Source organism: Paraflavitalea soli (genome assembly GCF_003555545.1).
Taxonomy (GTDB): Bacteria; Bacteroidota; Bacteroidia; order Chitinophagales; family Chitinophagaceae; genus Paraflavitalea; species Paraflavitalea soli.
Genome location: NZ_CP032157.1, coordinates 3,155,886 through 3,173,513, shown reverse-complemented (window position 1 = coordinate 3,173,513; position 17,628 = coordinate 3,155,886). Strand labels below are relative to the sequence as shown.

The following is a 17,628-nucleotide window of genomic DNA, read 5'->3' as shown; positions in this document are numbered from 1 at the left end:
GTGTATTCTTCTGAGTTCTGTATTCTGTCTCCTGTATTCTTCAAATTCCCGCACAATGATTGGCAGAAAGCTTTCCATACTAAACATTTTCCTGCTGCTAACAATAGGCAGCCAGGCCCAAAAAAATAGTCAACCACTATCCTCCGCTGTCAATCCGGCTCCCTTTGTGATCCCGGCCTTGCGGGAATGGAGTGGCGCATCAGGCAATTTCGTATTACACAACAAAGCACGGCTGGTAGCAGATCCCGCCTTTGCCCCTGTATTATTGCCGGTTGCCAACACTTTTTCGGCAGACCTGAAGGCCGGTCCGCTCAGGCAGGCATTTGCCATAAAAACCGGTAAGCCCCGCCCCGGCGATGTTTACTTCACCCTTCATCCGGAGGATACGACGATCAAAAAAGAGGGCTATCGATTAACCATTGGTGAGGTGATCACCATCGAAGCCCGGGAGCCGGTGGGCGCTTTGTGGGCCACGCGCAGCCTGCTGCAGGTATTGGAGCAGGATAGCGCCTATCGGCATATCCCCAGAGGACAGGCCATCGACTATCCTCAGTATGCTGTACGGGGTTTTGTACTGGATTGCGGCCGTAAGTTCTTTTCCATTGATTTTCTCCGCCAGTATGTACAATTCATGTCTTATTACAAGATGAATGATTTTCACCTCCATCTCAATGATAATGGGTTCAAGGATTTTTTTGGCGGCAATTGGGACAGTACCTATGCCGCTTTCCGGCTGGAGAACAATACTTACCCAGGATTGACAGCTAAAGACGGTAGCTATACCAAAAAGGAATTTATTGAATTACAGCAACTGGCCAGGTCATATGGGGTTACCATCGTACCCGAAATTGATGTGCCGGCGCATTCCCTGGCTTTTACCAAAGCCGTACCGGCCATTGGCAGCAAGACCTACGGCATGGATCATCTCGACCTCGACAATCCGCTTACTTATACGGTGATCGACCAGGTGTTTAAAGAATACCTGGAAGGGCCGAACCCGGTATTTATAGGTAAGGAAGTGCATATTGGTACAGATGAATATTCAAAAAAGGAAGCCGAGCAATTCAGGGCTTTTACCGATCACTATATCAGGCTGGTAGAAGGCTATGGCAAAAAGGTGCGTATGTGGGGCGCCCTCACGCATGCACAAGGCAAAACGCCGGTGAAGGCTGAAAACGTCACCATGAACTGGTGGTATAATGGGTATGCCGATCCAAAGAAGATGATGGAGCTGGGATATGATGGCATCAGTACACCCGATGGCTGGTTGTATATAGTGCCGGCTGCTGGTTACTACTATGATTATCTTAATACCAAAAGACTATATGAGAAATGGACGCCCAATATGATCGGTGACCAAACTTTTCCGGAGAGCGATCCGCTGGTAAGGGGAGGGGCGTTTGCCGTGTGGAATGATCATGTGGGAAATGGCATCACGGAAAAAGATGTACACCACCGGGTGTTCCCTGCCATGCAGGTATTGGCAAAGAAAATGTGGAACGGCGCAGATTCTTCCATACCCTATCAAACATTTCTTGAAAAAAGCAAACAACTGGGCGAGGGACCGGGACTTAATATGATGGGCAGGATACACAGTAAAGACTCTCTGGTGTACTCCTACAAGAATATATTGCGGTTGAAGGGCGGTAACAGTTTTATCCAAACACCGCTGCAAGGCATAGGTTATGGTTACACGGTGGCCTTTTCCATCTATCCCGGTGAAGACAATCCCGATAATGCCGTGTTGTTCTCTTCCCCGGATGCTGTGGTAAAATTGAAGCAGTTATCAACGGGGCGACTTGGTTTTTCAAGGGAAGGCTACGATTACACATTTGACTATACGGTGCCGGTAAAACAATGGAGCCATATCACCATCACCGGCGATCATAAAGGCACCAGCCTTTATGTGAATGGCGTGCTGAAAGAGCGATTGGAAGGTGGGAAACACCGTTTTGCCAACGGCAAAGAAATGGCGAAGGTCCAGACCTTGTTTTTCCCGCTTCAATATATTGGTGATCCTCAGCATGCTTTTACAGGAAGGCTTGGTAATATTAAAGTGTTCAATTGCATCCTGACCGGTGATAAGATCAATGCACTGGCACAGGTTATTCCCAACAGTATTCATTAAAAGGTACAACCCACTTGTGAAAGCGGGTTGTACTGTTCATTAGTCCCTGACCTTGCCGTAAATAAGCATATTGGTCGAGCTGAAACTGCTCCAGGGTTGAATGATATCCTGGTATCCCAGGCCGTTTACGTCGCCAATAAGGTAGCCATCGGAACCGCTGCCCTGACCCATATCATGATAACCCCATGGCAGAATTGTTATAGCGCTGCCCGACCAGCCATAGGCAACAAGGCCCAGTTGTCCACCATTGTTCTGTACCTGGATGATCTCCATTTGATCATCTTCATCTACATCACCTATCAGCCACTGTATGGCATTGGCGTCGTTGTTGATGGTATCGTTGCTCCATAAGCGGGCGATTGCCTGGCCATTCCACTGATAGATTACGATACCCAGTTGACCGTCGTTATTCCTTAGTTGTATGATCTCTTCCAGCCTGTCGTCATTGAGGTCTCCCATAAGCCAGCTTATTGCGTTGGGTGTTTCATCGATAAAGTCGCCGCTCCATAGAATGGATATATCATTGCCGTCCCAGTGATAGACAACCATGCCCAAATGGCCGTTGTTGTTCCAGGTCTGGATGATCTCTTCCTTTCCATCCCTGTTGATATCGCCGATGATGAAATGGCATTCATTGAGGTTCCGGGCGGCAAATTGATGTGCCTTTAATACGGCGATGCCCTTACCGTCCCAGTGGTAAATGACGATCTCCAACTGTCCATCGATGTCTCTTAATTGAATGATCTTCATTTTTCCATCCTCGTCAAGATAGCCGGTGAGCCATTGTATGGCAGCGGGCTCCTGGTTGGTGTTTCCACTCCAGGAGACTTCCATTCCGGAACCGTTCCAGCCATAGACGATCATATAGAGGTTATTGTCTCTGTCCCATACTTGTATGATCTCTGCCTGCATGTCTTTGTCGATATCGCCGGTGAGCCAGGCATCAGCATAAGATCCCTCTTTCATGTCGCCTCCCCACATTAATTCCAATCTTCCTGATGACCAGCCATACACGACCATGCCTAACCAGCGAGGCCCCCATAATTGTATCAGTTCATCGCGGCCATCATTGTCGATATCGGCGGCGAGCCAATGACTGGATTCTTTGTAGGTGCCTATGGGGCCGTTCCACACTGTTGCCGGAATAATACAGCCGAGATGCCAGGGTGTGTAAGCGCACATTTCCCAGCTATTTCTTTTCATCACGCATAATACTCCTCCACCCGGTGCACAGTTCTCACAGTTGCCGTTTACTACATGATAATAACCATAGGTCTTGGTGCACGAGCAGTCATCATACTCGTCGGGAGCACCAAAAATATGACTTGATTCATGTGCGAATACACGATCGATACCGACAGGCTTCCAGCCATCATTGTCATAGTTCATAGCCAGGTAGGGGCCACCTATCATGGCATAGGCAAAATGCTCCATGCTATATTTGATAAAAAATGCACAATAGGCCCAATCGGTCGACATCTCTTCCCTTATTGCCAGTACATAATCCAGCGCTGTAGCATATCCTAACTGTTCCATGGTAGGGTCGAGCCAATAGTTATCGTTTTTGGGCTTGGAAGGATCATCCGGCACAGTGAGTTCCACCTTGCGCGGGAGGGCAAAGTGAAAACTTACGGGCGTTCCTGTCTGGACGCCCAGCCAGCTCAGGCCATTTTGCACCTTGGCATCTACCGTGGTTATTTCTTCCGGGGTAAATGCAAGGGCGTCAGGCCCTGATACAATGATGATGGCTACGGCCACAGAGCCTTCCATTTGGGAGCTGGTGGGGGTACCGGTATAATCCGGATAAAGTTTATGGTCTATCCGTTTAGGCGTTTGCAACCCGGGGATGGTCTTATCATTCCAGGCAACACCGTCATGGGGGCGATTGGCACAGTCCTTCCGGAACTCCTCCGACTGGCGAAGCTGAAAGGCTGCAATGCCCCGCTGGCCCACCGGATCGAGGCCTTCTTTCAATTGTTCAAGCTCCTCTGGTTCCATGGGAACATAATCGGGGTACACTTCTGCAATGGTAACGGAGGGGCCATAGTGGTGAGTAACCCTGCCTGTTGATTGCTCGCCAGGCCGTAGAATGGCTTCGTAAATGTGTAGATCTGCACTCTTTTGCATAGTAATGGTTTAAGGTGGGGTATAATATTTAATAGAATGAGCGATAGATGGGGAGGATTAGAAGGGCAGGAATCGACAAAAATTACGATAAAGAGCGCTGTGATAAATGGGTTAAAACACCTGTTTTGAACATTTTTGTTCTGCTTTTCACCATTTGTGCTCCCCTGCGGAGATGTAGGATAATACCTTGGCGGTACAATTCATTAATGTACTTGCCAGATGATGCTTAGAACCATTGCTATTGGACTGCTGTGCTTTGTTTATACTAATTTATCCTTATACGCCCAACCCGGAGCCCCTAACCCTGGACCTCGTGCTGCCGCGGCAGCGGATGCTGATTCGCTGCGTTTTTATGGTGCTGTGAATACCTATATTAACCCGGTATTGCCGGGCGATCATCCGGACCCTACTTTGCTGAAGGTGGGGGATGACTTTTACCACTGTGGTTCTTCTTTTCATTTTACCCCTTACTTACCCATCTATCATTCCAAAGACCTGGTGCATTGGAAGATTATTGGGCGGGTGCTGTCGCCGGAGAAAGCGGCAATGGTGACCGACAAACCCTCCAATGGTGTGTGGCAGGGAGCCATCACTTATTTCTATGGCTCTTACTGGATCTATTTTTCTTCGGGCGGTCAGTGGTTTTCCAAAGCCGATTTACCAACCGGTCCCTGGACGGCCCCCGTGCGGGTGACGGAGAATCCGAAGACCGGCCCGCTAGGCTACGACAACTCCATTTTTGTAGACGATGATGGCAAACCTTATATGGTGATCAAGAATGGTCAAAAGGTGAACCGCCTGCAGGCGCTGGGCCGGGATGGTCAGCTCACCGACTCGGTGATCAACCTCGACTGGATCAATGCCAAACTGCAATACAGCTGGGCAGAAGGTCCCGTGATGTGCAAGCGTAATGGCTACTATTATTATTTCCCCGCAGGTGATGTATCGGGTGGTCAATATGTATTGCGCGCCAGCGCCCTCACCGCCGATTCCACCAAATGGGAGAGGCTGGGTAATTTCTTCAAGCCAAGTCCCGACCCTGCCAATACATTTCCGCGTCCCAATCATATTGCTGCTCCGGTTCAGCTGGCCGATGGCAGTTGGTGGACGATCGGGCAGAGCTATCAGCACCATGGCAAAGACGACTGGAGCGGCATGGGCCGGCAAACTTCCTTGTACCAGGTAATATGGGAAAATGACCGCCCCTGGGGCATGCCGCCGGTGAGTACACCTGTTGTAAAACCGGCGTTGACCAATAACAAAACCCCCTGGCGTAGTGTACACTCAGATCATTTTGAGAATGATCAGTTGGGTGACTGGTGGCATTTCCTGACCAAGGGGGCGGCTGCGGGTGTTTCACTGACGCAACGCAAAGGGTGGGCACGGTTGACGCCAGATAGCGGTCGAACGCACCTGGTACAAAAAGAAACGGATCATTTCTATTCGGTAGTTACGCGGCTGGAACTGAATACCAAGGACAGCGCTGTGCGTGGCGGCATCTACCTCACCAATGGCAACCAACGGGTATTCGTGCGCCTGTTCAGTGAATTGACTACCAACAGGCGTATTGTATTGCAATTGGATACTGCCATCAGGAGCGTACCGTACCCCCAGGGAAAAACGGTATGGCTGAAACTGGAGCGGTATGAGCACCAACTGTCGGGTTATTTCAGTACGGATGGAAAAAAATGGCAGGCGGTGGGTGCGCCCATCAGCGCGGTGCCGCTCGATAAAGTACAACCCAATTACAATAGCTGGGTGGGCACCAGTGTGGGCTTGTTTGCCGAGGGTGGCCTGGTCGATTTTGATCTGTTTGTGTGCAAGGATGGCTTTTCACTGCTGCCGGCGATCGGCAACAGCAACCATTACGGCATCCAAACCATCCATGCAGATGGGGATCAGCTCGTAACGAACAGCTCGCTGCACGGTGGCTGGCTGATGATATCGGGTGTGGACCTTGGCGCTGCCGGAGCCGCTAAAGCAGTCGAGGTAATGGCCAGTTCCACCAAAGGTGGTGTACTGGAAATACTCCTGGACGATCTGGAGCAAGGAGAGCGGATCGCAGCTGTGCCGGTAAAAGCAGGTAAAATAAGCAGCCATGTGTACCGGCTACGCAGTGCTTCGGGTAAGCTGTCTGGTCAGCATGACCTGTTTGTACGGTTTCCGGCCGGGACTTCGCAGGATATTTTACTCAAAAGTATCCGCCTGTTGACCCGGTAGGACTTCTATCTAAGGAATAATGAAAACCAACATCTTATGAGGAGCAGGGTATTGTGGAGGCAGGCTGCTGAAACATTTTTACCCTACTTTTGGAGATTCGTGCCATTCGTGTCAGTATGACAATTGTAGTTTAGTGCGTTGTTTATTCGTGTTCAGTGCCATGTGATTCGACTTTCTGATTAACGCTTTTGAAAAATTGCTTAATAAACTCTAAATGATTGCTTATGAAATTTGAACGACTTCCGGGTCGACATCTTCTACTCCGACCCCTTTTTACATTACCATCACTTTTAAGTAGCAGCCAGTAAATCTCTGTAAGAGATCCGGCATATTGTTGCCTGAAGCATGACCATTCAAGGTGGTTTTGCCTAATCTCTTATTGCCCTCACCTTAAATATTCACGTTCCAATGCTTAACATGAATTTCATACAAAAGCCAGGGAAATGGCTTCTTGTGACAGTGGTAACGCTGTCGATCGTTCTTGTCTATTCGCCCCTGCGGGCCCAGGACGCCCGCGTGGTACAAGGGGTGGTGCTGGATGAGAAAAAGGTGCCGATCCCGGGCACCACGGTGCAGGTGAAGCAAACCAATATCAGCACAAGTACCACCATGGATGGAAAATTCTCCCTGCGTGTGCCCGCTGATAAGCATATCCTTGTTTTTACTTATGTAGGGAAAATTGCGCAGGAGATCAATGTCCGCAATAGCAGCAATGTGATCGTAAACCTAAAGGACAGCGTGATCGGCCTGGAAGATGTGGTGGTGGTTGGTTATGGCCGCCAGAAAAAAGAAAGCGTGGTAGCGGCCGTTTCGCAAACTACGGGTAAAACGTTGGAAAGAGCCGGCGGTGTATCGAATATCGGTGCAGCGCTCACGGGTAATGTGCCCGGCCTCATTACTGCACAAAGTACGGGCCTGCCGGGTGAAGAGGACCCACAGATCATCATCCGTGGCCGCAGCACCTGGAACAACAGCAGCCCGCTGATACTGGTCGATGGAGTAGAACGTGCCATGACCAGCGTGGACATTGGTTCCGTAGAGACCGTGTCGGTGCTGAAAGATGCTTCTGCCACGGCGGTATTCGGATCACGCGGCGCCAATGGCGTTATCCTCATTACCACTAAACGTGGTAAAACGGGTAAGGCTTCTATCAGGGGTACTGTTAATACCATCATGAAAGTGCCTTCCAAATTGCCTGGCAAAGCGGATTCGTATGAGACCCTGCGTGCCATCAATGAGGCGATCGAATACGAACTGGCTTTGAAACCTGAAAGCTGGAATAATTATTACCCACAGGACATCCTCAATAAATACCGTAACCCGGCGAACCTGGAAGAGGCGGAGCGTTATCCCAATGTAGACTGGGAGAAAACCCTTTTCAAGGATTATGCGATGTCGCAGAATGCCAACCTCAATGTGAGTGGGGGTACGCGCTTTGTGAAATATTTTACCAGTGCCGACTTCCTGCACGAAGGGGATCTTTTCAAGACCTACGATAATAACCGTGGTTATAAACCCGGTTTTGGTTTCAACCGGCTGAATACCCGTACCAACCTCGATTTTCAGCTTTCACCCTCTACGCTCTTTAAGGTAAACCTTTCCGGCTCTTATGGCGTACGAAAAAGTCCCTGGGGCTTTACGGGTAATCAATACGGGCCCTGGATCGATGCCTATACTACGGCGCCGGATGTGTTCATGCCCGTGTATTCAGACGGTTCCTGGGGATTCTTTGCACCCAATGAAGGACGGGCGGAAAACTCAGCCCGTAGCCTGGCCATCGGTGGCATTCAATACCAGACCACCGCGCGCATCACTACTGATTTTGCGCTGGAACAAAATTTAGACATGCTGGTCAAAGGCTTACGCTTCAATGGTACTGTTTCCATGGACAATACATTCGTGGAAAGCGACCGGGGTGTGAATGATCTGTACAATGGCGTGCAACGCAAATGGATCGATCCGGAAACCGGTACGGTGTTGTATAAGGAGAAATTTGACGGCGTATCCAACTTCGATTTCCAGGAAGGAGCCAAGTGGTCGCCGGCAGGGGGAGCCGTTTCGGGCAACCAACGCCGACTGTTCTATCAACTGCAACTTAATTATGCCAAAACCATTGCACGCAAACATGCGCTCACTGCCATGGGATTGCTGAACCGCAATATTACCAATAACGGCAGCGCCATTCCTTCTTACCGTGAGGACTGGGTATTCCGTACTACGTATACCTACGATAATAAATATACCATTGAGTACAACGGTGCTTACAACGGTTCGGAGAAGTTTGCACCACAATACCGCTTCGCGTTCTTCTCTTCCGGTGGATTGAACTGGATCGTGTCGAAAGAAAAGTTCCTGCAAAATGTTAGCTTCCTCGACCTGCTGAAGGTGCGTGCTTCCTATGGTCAAACGGGTTTTGACGACGTGGGTGGCCGCTTTTTGTACCTGACAGACTGGGCTTATGGCGGCAGGGCGCGGATAGGTGTGACCGGCGAAGCTGCCGAGCAAAGTCCGTATAACTGGTACCGGGAGAATTCCGTGGGCAATCCGAATGTACAGTGGGAGCAGGCAGAGAAGTTCAATATAGGCGCCGACTTTGAACTGTTCAAAGGCTTTATCAGAGGTAAAGTAGATTTCTTCCAGGATAAGCGCAGTAAAATATTGTTGGGCAGCCGTACTTCCGTGCCTTCTTATTATGGTGTTACGCCTCCGGTGGCCAATCTGGGCCGGGTGAATTCACAAGGGTATGAATTGGAATTGCATTTCAATTATGCAACAGCGCGCAATGTGCGGCTTTGGGCTGATCTGAATATGACGCATACGAAGAACAGGGTGATCGACGGCGACAACCCTGCGCTGCTGCCAGACTACCAGAAAACGGATGGCAAGCAGATCGGACAGGCTTATTCGTATGTAAGCCAGGGTACTTACAATACCTGGGATGAACTGTATGGCAGCACGATCCATAACACGAACGATAACCAGAAATTGCCCGGCAATTATTACATCGTGGATTATAATGGCGACGGGGTGATCGATGCGCAGGATAATATTCCCTATGGTCATAGCGGCTGGCCGCAGAACACCTACAATGCAACATTCGGTGTTGATTGGAAAGGCTTGAGTGCTTTTGTACAATTCTATGGGGTGAATAATGTGACCCGCCAGGTAGTGTTCAACAGTTTGGGCTCTCAAAACCATGTGTTGTACGACGAGGGCAGTTACTGGTCCAAAGACAATCCCAATGCAGATGTACCCATGCCCCGCTGGTTGTCGACCCCTGCTGGTTATTATCGTGGTACGCAATACATGTACGATGGTTCCTACCTGCGCCTGAAGAACGCGGAGATCGCTTATACATTCAGCAAAGGATTGGTAAAACGGGTGGGACTGGAATCACTCAGGATCTACCTGAATGGTAATAACCTCGCTGTCTGGAGCAAGATGCCGGATGATCGGGAATCGAATTTTGCCGGTACAGGCTGGGCTTCGCAGGGTGCTTATCCTACTGTAAAGCGTTACAACCTCGGTGCTAACATTATTTTCTAAACAAGCTCTTTATGAACAAGTATATTAAGACATTGCTGACGGCCATGGTGGTTGCTTCCCTGGTGGGGCAGGTATCCTGCAAGAAATTCCTTGACAGGGAGCCGCAATCGATCGTATCTGCAAAGGATGCTTTTAAAAATTTTACCAATTTCCAGGGCTTTACAGAGGAGCTCTATCATTGTATCCCGGATTTTTCGAATGCTTACTGGACCAATTGCTGGAACTGGGGCGAAGATGAAATTACGTCCACCTCCTTTGATTTCCATTTCGTGATCAAGATCGACAATGGTGATTTCTGGGGCTGGCAATCGCAATTCGATGGCTGGCAGGCGGGCTGGATGGACCGTAACAACACGAATACCAACGACGACCGCATGACCAAATCGCTGTGGAAGCTGGGTTGGTATGGCATCCGCAAAGCCAATATGGGACTGGAAAACCTGGATAAACTGACGGATGCCACGCAGGAAGAGAAGGACCTGATCAAAGGCCAGTTGTTGTTTTTCCGTGGCTGGTTCCATTTTATGTTCATCCAGTATTTTGGCGGTTTGCCTTATATCGACAAGGTATTGCCCGGCGACGAAAAACTGACCTTGCCACGTCTTAAATACAATGAATGTGCGGATAAAGCGGCGGCTGATTTCAGAGAAGCAGCCAACCTGTTGCCTGTTATCTGGGACAATACGACTGCCGGAAAAAGAACCCTGGGTAAAAACCAACTGCGCATCAACAAGATCATGGCGCTGGGATACCTGGGTAAGAACTATCTCTGGGCTGGAAGTCCATTAATGAATTATGTGGTGACAGGGAATAAGACCTACAACACGGAGTATTGCAAAAAGGCTGCTGAAGCTTTTGGCGAGTTGCTCCAATTGGTGGAAGGCGGCCAGACGGAATATAAGCTGGTAGAGTTTGCAAAATACTATACCAATTTCTATTCTACCGGTCAGAACTGGTTAATGCCAGGAGGTACAGAAGCTATTTTCCGCGGACCCTATTATGGGGCCAACGGAACGAATTACAATACGAGCAAGCAATACCAGCCTAATCCTATTCTGTCGCCAGAGGCCATGAAATTCCTGCCTACGGCGAATTATGTGGATTATTATGGTATGGCCAATGGTTTACCCATCAAGGATATTACGCAGGCCGATGCAGAATCGGGTTATGATCCTTCCTATCCCTGGAAGAACAGGGACCCACGGTTTTACAATGATATAGTATACGATGGGGTAAAATGTGTGCAGGGGGCTACGACGGATGAAGGAAACCGTTATGCCAAACTACATACAGGTGGCACTTACCGCAATATAAGCACGGGCAGCCGTACAGGTTACCTGCTGTATAAATTCATTCCCATCACGGCGAATGTATTTGATAATGGCTGGAGTTATGACAGAGCTTTGAATATTCACCTGCCGTATATGCGCCTGGCAGATGTGTACTTAATGTATGCCGAGGCCGCCGCGCAAGGATATGGAGCACCGACTGGCAAAGCCGGTAATTATGGCAAGACGGCGGTGGACGCGGTCAATGTGATCCGGAACAGGGCAGGTGTGGGCCAGGTGGCCGCTCAATTCCTGGGATCACTCGATGCTTTCATGCCTGAACTGCGGCGCGAACGCGCAGTAGAGCTCTCTTATGAAGGACATCGTTTCAATGACCTGCGCAGGTGGATGTTGTTGATCCAAAGCCCGTATACCTTGAAGAAATCTGTTGAATTTGACCGGGCTCCCGGATTCAATGCAGCCGATCCTAAGAACAACAAGGTGCTTAACCTGCGGGAGGTAACGATCCTGGAGCGTAAGTATACAGAGAAGCATTATTGGTTTCCGTTAAAAAATGCGGATGCCAATATGTACCTGGAGTTTGCACAGAACCCGGGATGGTAGGGGAGAGAAGACAGCATTTAGAATACAGAATTCAGAAGCTTTTGAGTAGGCTTTTATACAGATAAACAAGAAATCATGAAGTATATAAAAATAATGTGCATGTGCGGAGGGCTGGCGGTGGCCATGCCGGTAGCACAGGCACAGGATAGCACGGCCACGGTGGCACCCAAAGCAGGGGACAACGGGGTACAGGTAGCTTTCCGCAAGGTGAATAAAAATGACCTGCTGGGAGGCGTGTCGGTCGTTGATGTGCCTGCACAAATGAAGCAAAACTATATGACCTATAGCCTGGAGAATATGGAGGCCTGGGCCAATGGTTTTAATGGCAACAGCATGTGGGGTATGGGCAGTTACCTGTTGGTGATCGACGGGGTACCCCGTGAGGCGGGCAACGTATTGCCCACGGAGATCGCGCAGATATCCTTCCTGAAGGGTGTCAATGCGGTGGCGCTCTACGGAAGCCGGGCTGTTAAAGGGGTGGTGTATATTACTACGAAACGAGGTGAAGCAGGCGATCAACAGATCCATGTAAGGGCCAATGCGGGCATGCAAGTGCCCAAAGTGTATCCCAAATACCTGGGTTCGGCTGAATACATGAGCCTGTACAATGAGGCCAGGCGCAACGATGGTTTGACGGAATTGTATAGCCCTGAGACGATTTATAACTACGCCTCGGGCAAGAATCCTTTCCGTTATCCCAATGTAGATTATTACTCTGATGAATACCTGAGCAAGGCCTTCGGCCGCTATGATGTGACAGCGGAGATCTCAGGGGGTAATGAAAAAGCACGTTATTATACGAATGTAGGATACCAGACTTCGGGGTCACTGCTCAATTTTGGCGAAGCCATTAAGAACGACCGGGCCGACCGCCTCAATTTGCGTGGCAATGTAGATATCAACCTCAACGATTATATCACGGCTTATGTAGATGCCACGGCCATTTTCTATACCGGCAAAGGGGTTAATACCAATTACTGGGGTAGTGCCGCCACTTTACGCCCGCACCGTTTTGCTCCGCTCATTCCCCTTAGTATGATCGAACCGGAAGATGAGGCTTCGCAGGTGTTGGTGAAGAACAGCAACCACATCATTGATGGCAAGTATCTGCTGGGTGGCACACAACTGGATCAAACGAATCCATTTGCCGCTATCTACGCCGGAGGCAATAATAAATATACCAGCCGCCAATTCCAGTTCAACACGGGAGTAAAGGCCGACCTGCGCCATGTGCTGAAAGGACTTTCTTTCCAGTCGACTTTTGCGGTGGATTACAATGCTTCCTACAACCTGGCCTATAATAATAATTACACGGTATATGCACCCACCTGGAACACTTATTCGGGCGTAGACCTTATCAGCAACCTGACCCAGTACGGCCAGGATGCTACTTCAGGGATACAGAACGTAAGCAATAGCTGGTACCGGCAAACGGTCTCGGCAACAGGCCAGTTCAATTATGTAAACGCTATCCGGAACACGCACAACCTCTCTGCCGTGTTGCTGGTGAACGGCTGGCAACAATCGGAATCGGCCGTGTACCATGCTACCAGCAATGCCAACCTGGGCTTGCAGTTGGGTTATAATTTCAAGCAGACCTATTATGCCGACTTCAGCGGTGCGGTGGTGCACAGTGCCAAACTGCCCGAAGGCAAGCGCCAGGCTTTTTCGCCCACGGTATCACTGGGCTGGCGCATCAGCAATGAGTCTTTTCTGCGCGGAAGTTCCGTGGTAGATAACCTGCGCCTGACAGCATCTGCCGGCATCCTGCACACCGATCTTGATATTGCGTCCTATTACCTGTACCAGAGAACATATACACCACTGGGTAGCTGGTTTGGCTGGAAAGATGGTACCGGTGTCCAGGCTACAGAGTCGAGGAGAGAAGAAAATTTAGAGATGACCTTTCCCAAGCGCGAAGAGATCAGTATAGGGGTGGATGGCTCTTTCTTTAAAGGGCTGGTGAAGCTGGATGCTAATTTCTTTGTGAACAAGATCACGGGCAATATCATTCAGCCTGATGTATTGTACCCTTCCTATTTCACCACGGGTTGGCCTGTTTCTTCTTTCGCTCCTTTTGTAAACTATAATGACGATAAACGCATCGGTTTTGACTTCAATGTGAGCCTGAACAAAAAGCTGGGGGAAATAAACTGGACGCTTGGCGTGGTAGCTGCTTATTACAAAACCACGGCTACCAAACGGGCTGAAATATATGAGAACAGCTACCAGAATCGCCAGGGCAAACCGCTGGACGCGATCTGGGGACTACAAAATCTCGGCTTCTTCAAAGATGCCGATGATGTTAAAAACTCGCCGGCGCAATCCTTTGGCAAAGTAAAACCAGGCGATATCAAATACAAAGACCAGAACGGAGACGGGACGATCGATGCACGCGATGAAGTGTTCCTGGGTCGTGGCGGCTGGTATGGCGCCCCCTTAACGCTGGGCATCAACCTGGGCGCCCAATGGAAGAACTTCTCCTTCCTGGCATTGGGTGTGGGCCGTTACGGCGCCTATGGCATGAAGAACAGTTCTTATTTCTGGGTAGATGGGGAAGACAAATATTCCATCGTAGTACGGGATCGCTGGACGCCGGCCACTGCTGAGACTGCCAGGTACCCCAGGCTTACCACTACCAACAGTGATAACAATTTCCGCGCTTCTGACTTCTGGTTGTACAAGACCAATCGTTTTGACCTGGCCAAAGTGCAGGTGTCCTATGACCTGAGTGGGGTGCTGGGTGCGAAGAAATTTGTAAAGGAATTAGGCGTGTATGTAAGTGGCTTCAACCTGCTTACTATTTCTACCGAGCGTGAGATCCTGGAAATGAATATTGGCAGCGCGCCGCAAACCCGCTTATATAACCTGGGTGTGAAAGCATTGTTTTAACGCAATGCTGAAATACCCAATCAAGTATACGTAACATGAAGAGAAATATCATCATCCTGCTGGCTTCTGTCTTGCTGCTGAGTAGCTGCAAGGACCTGCTGGAGCCGGCGATCGAAAATAACCGGGACCTGAACCCGGATGACTTTACTGCCAATGACGCCCGTTTCCCGTTTGGTGTGCTGCTCAATGGCTACAACCGTATACCGACCAACGGCTGGTCGTTCAACGATGTAGCGACAGATGATGCAGTGACCAACGACCAGACCAATGGTTTCCTGAAAATGGCCAACGGACAATGGGCAGCCAATAACAACCCCCTTAATCAGTGGCAGAACTGTTATGCAGCCATTCAATACCTCAATATCATGCTGCGTGATGTAGATTCGGTGCAATGGGCATCTGATGCGGCCACGAGCAAGCTGTTTGGCATGCGGGTAAAAGGGGAAGCCTATGGTTTACGCGCCCTGTTCTTCTATCACCTGTTGCAGGCGCATGCAGGGGTAGGAGAGAGTGGCCAACTGATGGGTGTGCCGCTCATGCTGGATGTGCAGAACCCTAATACGGATTTTAACCAGCCCCGGGCCAGCTTTGAAAATTGTATGAAGCAGATCTATAGTGACCTGGACAAGGCTGATGCTTTGCTGCCGCTGGATTATGAAAACATTACCAATACCGCAAACCCCGTACCTGCCAAATATGGTGCTATTTCCAAAGAGCAATATGACCGGGTATTTGGTACACTTTTCAGAGGCTTGCTCACTGGCCGTATTGCAAAGGCCATCCGTTCGAAAGCGGCTTTGCTGGCGGCGAGTCCGGCCTTCAGCACAGGTAGCTCCACCACCTGGGCCGATGCAGCCAATTATGCTGGTGAAGTACTGACCCTCAAAGGTGGTGTGGGTGCATTGGCGCCCAAAGGCCTTACGTGGTTTTCAGATGGCGCTGAGATCTCGGGACTGGCCGATGGCGCCAATCCTCCTGAAATACTCTGGAGAAACAATTACGGTGATAATCGCGACCTGGAGCAGGCCAATTATCCTCCCACGCTGTTTGGGAACGGCCGTATCAACCCAACACAAAACCTGGTGGATGCTTTCCCAATGCTTAATGGGTATCCCATTTCCGATGCTGCCAGCGGGTATGTAGCTTCCAACCCTTATAATAACCGTGATCCCCGTTTGAAGCAATTCATTTTGGTGAATGGTGGAACAGCAGGCCCCAATGCTACGGTGATCAATACAGCAGCCGATGGCGCCACTAATGATGGGTTGAATAAAGTAGAGACTTCCACACGGACAGGATATTACCTGCGCAAATTGCTGCGCCAGGATGTGAACCTCAATCCCAACTCGGCCAATAACCAACGTCATTACAAACCGCATATCCGGTATACAGAGCTTTTCCTCAATTATGCCGAGGCTGCCAATGAGGCCTGGGGCCCCATGGGTACAGGCAGTAATGCTTTCTCTGCCTATGATGTGATCAAGGCCATCCGTAAAAGAGCTGGTATAGGGACTACGAACAACGATGCTTACCTGGAAACAGCGAAGGCAAGCAAAGAGCAAATGCGGGAACTGATCCACAACGAACGGAGGCTGGAACTTTGCTTTGAAGGTTTCCGCTTCTGGGACCTGCGCCGCTGGAAAGCACCTCTTACGGAAACGGCAAAAGGAGTGAGTATCAGCAATAACATTCCCACGATCATAGATGTAGAGAGCAGGCAATTTCAGCCTTTTATGATCTATGGTCCTATTCCATACCTCGAGATACTGAAATTCGGTGCCCTGGAGCAAAACCAGGGATGGAGGTAGGAGTGAGGAGGGACTTAATCAACGATTAGTATTCAATTGAAAATAGTAAAGATGAAAAAGATTCTGTTACCGATCATAGGACTCTTTGTGCTGGCGGCCTGCAACAAAGACGTTGAATTTCCGGATTACAAATACCAGACGGTGTATTTCGCCTACCAGTATCCCGTGCGTACCATCACCTTTGGGGAAGATATCTTCAATACCGATCTCGATAACCAGGGCAAGTGCAGGATCATGGCCACTACGGGCGGTGTGTATTCCAGCAAGAAGAACCTTAACATTGGGATCGTAGCCGACAATTCCTTATTGGGTACGGGTCTTTTGTTTGGTGCAGGCAAAGATGAAGTGTTGCCCATGCCCAATAATTATTATACACTGGCTGCCAATAGCATTGTGATCCCGGAAGGGGAGCTCACAGGTGGGGTAGATGTGCAACTGACGGAGGCATTTTTTAATGATCCCAAAGCGATCAAAAACACCTACGTGATCCCTTTAAAAATAGTTGACAAATCGGGTGCCGACTCTATACTGAAAGGCAAGGACTTTATTCTGTATGCGATCAAGTATGTGAATACCTGGCATGGTAATTACCTGCGCCGGGGTAAAGATGTGATAACGGGCGGTGTGAACCAAACGATCGTACGGCACATGCCCTATGTAGAAGATGATGAAGTGAATAAATTGTATACCCGCACACGGAAAGCGCTTGAATTCACCGTGGTATTTAAGGACAAGAACGGGGTGAATGTTAACTGCCCGCTGGTACTCACATTCGATGATGCCGGTAAATGTACCATTGCTGCTGCCAACGGCAGTTTCACAGCTACAGGCAGCGGCCAGTTTGTGAAAAGGGGAGAAAAGAACAGTTGGGGCAGCAAAGACCGGGATGCGCTTTACCTGAACTACAACGTTACCTTGTCCGATATGCAGGTGGCATCTACGGATACGCTGGTGATGCGCGATCGTTCTGTAACGATGGAGACCTTTACGCCAGTAGCCAAGTAATTTATTCTGC

General features: G+C 49.6%; 8 protein-coding genes. 7 read left to right on the top strand and 1 reads right to left on the bottom strand.

The window, feature by feature from the left end; translation table 11 throughout:
• The first annotated feature begins 55 nt into the window (after positions 1–55).
• The gene (locus D3H65_RS11675) at positions 56–2,128 is read left to right on the top strand and encodes a family 20 glycosylhydrolase (RefSeq protein WP_119050484.1); all 2,073 of its coding nucleotides are present in this window, start codon (positions 56–58) and stop codon (positions 2,126–2,128) included.
• A 39-nt stretch (positions 2,129–2,167) separates the two neighbouring features.
• Here the strand turns inward: D3H65_RS11675 and D3H65_RS11670 are convergent, their stop codons facing one another.
• Entirely contained in the window at positions 2,168–4,255 is a 2,088-nt protein-coding gene (locus tag D3H65_RS11670) for a metallopeptidase domain-containing protein (RefSeq protein ID WP_119050483.1), read from the bottom strand.
• Positions 4,256–4,615: 360 nt separating this feature from the next.
• On the opposite strand from D3H65_RS11670, the gene D3H65_RS11665 reads away from it, so the two are divergent.
• The 6 genes from D3H65_RS11665 (at position 4,616) to D3H65_RS11640 (ending at position 17,618) form a co-directional block, all read left to right on the top strand.
• Complete coding sequence (locus D3H65_RS11665; protein WP_245999729.1) at positions 4,616–6,475, top strand: family 43 glycosylhydrolase; 1,860 nt, start codon at positions 4,616–4,618, stop codon at positions 6,473–6,475.
• A gap of 417 nt (positions 6,476–6,892) precedes the next feature.
• Entirely contained in the window at positions 6,893–10,021 is a 3,129-nt protein-coding gene (locus D3H65_RS11660; protein WP_119050482.1) for a SusC/RagA family TonB-linked outer membrane protein, read from the top strand.
• Between the two features lie 11 nt (positions 10,022–10,032).
• On the top strand, positions 10,033–11,913 hold the full coding sequence (locus D3H65_RS11655) for a RagB/SusD family nutrient uptake outer membrane protein (protein ID WP_119050481.1): 1,881 nt from the start codon (positions 10,033–10,035) through the stop codon (positions 11,911–11,913).
• A 75-nt stretch (positions 11,914–11,988) separates the two neighbouring features.
• Positions 11,989–14,805, top strand: a complete 2,817-nt coding sequence (locus D3H65_RS11650; protein ID WP_119050480.1) for a SusC/RagA family TonB-linked outer membrane protein — start codon at positions 11,989–11,991, stop codon at positions 14,803–14,805.
• Positions 14,806–14,840: 35 nt separating this feature from the next.
• Positions 14,841–16,613, top strand: a complete 1,773-nt coding sequence (locus D3H65_RS11645; RefSeq protein ID WP_119050479.1) for a RagB/SusD family nutrient uptake outer membrane protein — start codon at positions 14,841–14,843, stop codon at positions 16,611–16,613.
• Positions 16,614–16,664: 51 nt separating this feature from the next.
• On the top strand, positions 16,665–17,618 hold the full coding sequence (locus D3H65_RS11640) for a DUF5627 domain-containing protein (protein ID WP_119050478.1): 954 nt from the start codon (positions 16,665–16,667) through the stop codon (positions 17,616–17,618).
• The last annotated feature ends 10 nt before the right edge of the window (positions 17,619–17,628 follow it).

Bases quoted from the DNA above. Each gene is read 5' to 3' on its own strand.
- D3H65_RS11640 (WP_119050478.1), top strand. From the start codon at position 16,665: ATGAAAAAGATTCTGTTACCGATCATAGGACTCTTTGTGCTGGCGGCC.
- D3H65_RS11675 (WP_119050484.1), top strand. From the start codon at position 56: ATGATTGGCAGAAAGCTTTCCATACTAAACATTTTCCTGCTGCTAACA.
- D3H65_RS11655 (WP_119050481.1), top strand. From the start codon at position 10,033: ATGAACAAGTATATTAAGACATTGCTGACGGCCATGGTGGTTGCTTCC.
- D3H65_RS11650 (WP_119050480.1), top strand. From the start codon at position 11,989: ATGAAGTATATAAAAATAATGTGCATGTGCGGAGGGCTGGCGGTGGCC.
- D3H65_RS11660 (WP_119050482.1), top strand. From the start codon at position 6,893: ATGAATTTCATACAAAAGCCAGGGAAATGGCTTCTTGTGACAGTGGTA.
- D3H65_RS11645 (WP_119050479.1), top strand. From the start codon at position 14,841: ATGAAGAGAAATATCATCATCCTGCTGGCTTCTGTCTTGCTGCTGAGT.
- D3H65_RS11670 (WP_119050483.1), bottom strand. From the start codon at position 4,255: ATGCAAAAGAGTGCAGATCTACACATTTACGAAGCCATTCTACGGCCT.